The following is a 1,746-nucleotide window of genomic DNA, read 5'->3' as shown; positions in this document are numbered from 1 at the left end:
GGTATAAGGAACTACTGGTACAAGGAACTACTGTGGCACTCAGCTTTCTCATCGCTGTAACCCTGATATCCATCGTGTGGAGTCTCTGGATACGGCGAGTGACTTGGCGTTGCCGGTGGGAAGTCGCCGCGACTCTCAATATCGCCCTGCAGGGCGCCGCGGTCGCTTTGATGTCGCCGTTGGCTTCGCGGACGATCGGCGTCGGTCTGCACACGATCACCGGTGAGTGGAACCTGCAGAACTACATCGGACACGATTGCTACATCGTCGCGGCGTCAGCGATCGTCTACAACGTGGTCGGGCGGGTGGCCGATGACCGCGCGCTGCAGGCGTCGTTCAAGCAATGTGTGGAGCGGCCCGCCACACTGTGTATTCCGCTGTTGCTGGCGACGTTCACGCTCAGCCGGGGCAGCAAGACGTACACACGCGACTTTTTCGCACTGCACACCGACTTCTGGTTGAGCGTCTATTGGGTTTTGTTGTGTGCAACCCTGGCGTACCTGCTGGTGTTGGGCTCCCGCGCGCTGTTCATCCTCCGGCGAGATCCCCGCTCGAAAAACATTGCCGACGCTTACCTGATCGCCTCGGGCAGCGGTATGAGCGCGTGCGCGGTCCGGACCCTTACCGCACTGATTCCGGGTCTACAGACTCCGCTCACGACGGCGCTGGTGTGGTTCTTCGCCTGCGGGTGCGGCGCCGGATTCGCAGTGGCCTCGGCGGAGTCGTGGCGGCAGAGAGTCCGTTGGTTCAGCCGCCCGACGGTACGCGGCTAACCGTTCGCAGCGATGTCCTCCAGCACCGCGAACATGGTGCGCGTCGGTACACCCGTACCACCTTTAGGCGTGTAACCCCAGGGCCCGCCGGTGTTGTAGGCCGGCGCGGCAACGTCGATATGAGCCCAGTCGACCCCGTCGGCGACGAACTCGCGTAAGAACACGCCCGCCACCAGCATCCCGGCGAACCGTTGACCGCTGACGTTGGACAGGTCGGCCACCGTCGATTTCAGGTCGTCCTTCAGCTCGTCGGGCAATGGCATCGGCCAGCCGTTCTCGCCGATCCGCTGCGAGATCGCCGCCACCCGGTCGCGGAACTCGTCGCTGCCCATCACGCCGGGCGTGCGTGAGCCGAGCGCCACCGTTTGCGCACCGGTCAGCGTCGACGTCTCGATCAGGTAGTCGGGGTTGTCCTCACACGCCCGCACGATCGCGTCGGCCAGGATGAGGCGCCCCTCGGCGTCGGTGTTGAGGACTTCGACGGTCGTTCCGCCGTACTGGGTCAGCACGTCACCGGGGCGCTGCGCCGTCGACGACGGCATGTTCTCGGCCATCGGCACGGTGGCGATCACGTCGATCGGGAGTTCCAGCTGCGCGGCCAGCGTCACGGTCGCGATCACCGCCGCGGCACCACCCATGTCGGACGTCATGTGATGCATCGACGCTGCGGGCTTGATCGAGATGCCGCCGGTGTCGAAAGTGACGCCCTTGCCGACCAGCGCGACTCGCTTCGCCTGCTTGCCCTTCTTGCCTTTCGCCAGCTGTGCACCGTGGTGGGACAGCCGAACCAGTCGCGGCAGCCGCGACGACCCCTGGCCGACGCCGATGATGCCGCCGTAGCCGTTCTTCGTCAGCGTCTTGTCGTCGAGCACCTCGACCGCAAGCCCGACGGCGTCACCCAAAGCCTTTGCCCGCTTGGCGAATTCAGCGGGGAACAGGTGGCTGGGCGGGGTATTGACGAAGTCGCGTGCGC

The 1,746-nt window shown here is 65.0% G+C and carries 2 protein-coding genes; one reads left to right on the top strand and one right to left on the bottom strand.

Annotated elements, in window-relative coordinates; all coding sequences use genetic code 11:
- Positions 1-32 precede the first annotated feature (32 nt).
- Complete coding sequence (locus tag ABDV69_RS15950) at positions 33-773, top strand: hypothetical protein (RefSeq protein WP_343576080.1); 741 nt, start codon at positions 33-35, stop codon at positions 771-773.
- Here the strand turns inward: ABDV69_RS15950 and ABDV69_RS15945 are convergent.
- Positions 770-1,746, bottom strand: a 977-nt coding sequence (locus ABDV69_RS15945) for a leucyl aminopeptidase (RefSeq protein WP_343576077.1), incomplete at its 5' end; no start/stop codon positions are given. The genes ABDV69_RS15950 and ABDV69_RS15945 overlap by 4 nt on opposite strands.

Source organism: Mycobacterium sp., assembly GCF_039583785.1.
In the GTDB taxonomy this organism is placed as follows: Bacteria; Actinomycetota; Actinomycetes; order Mycobacteriales; family Mycobacteriaceae; genus Mycobacterium.
This window is presented reverse-complemented; position numbering and strand designations above follow the sequence as displayed.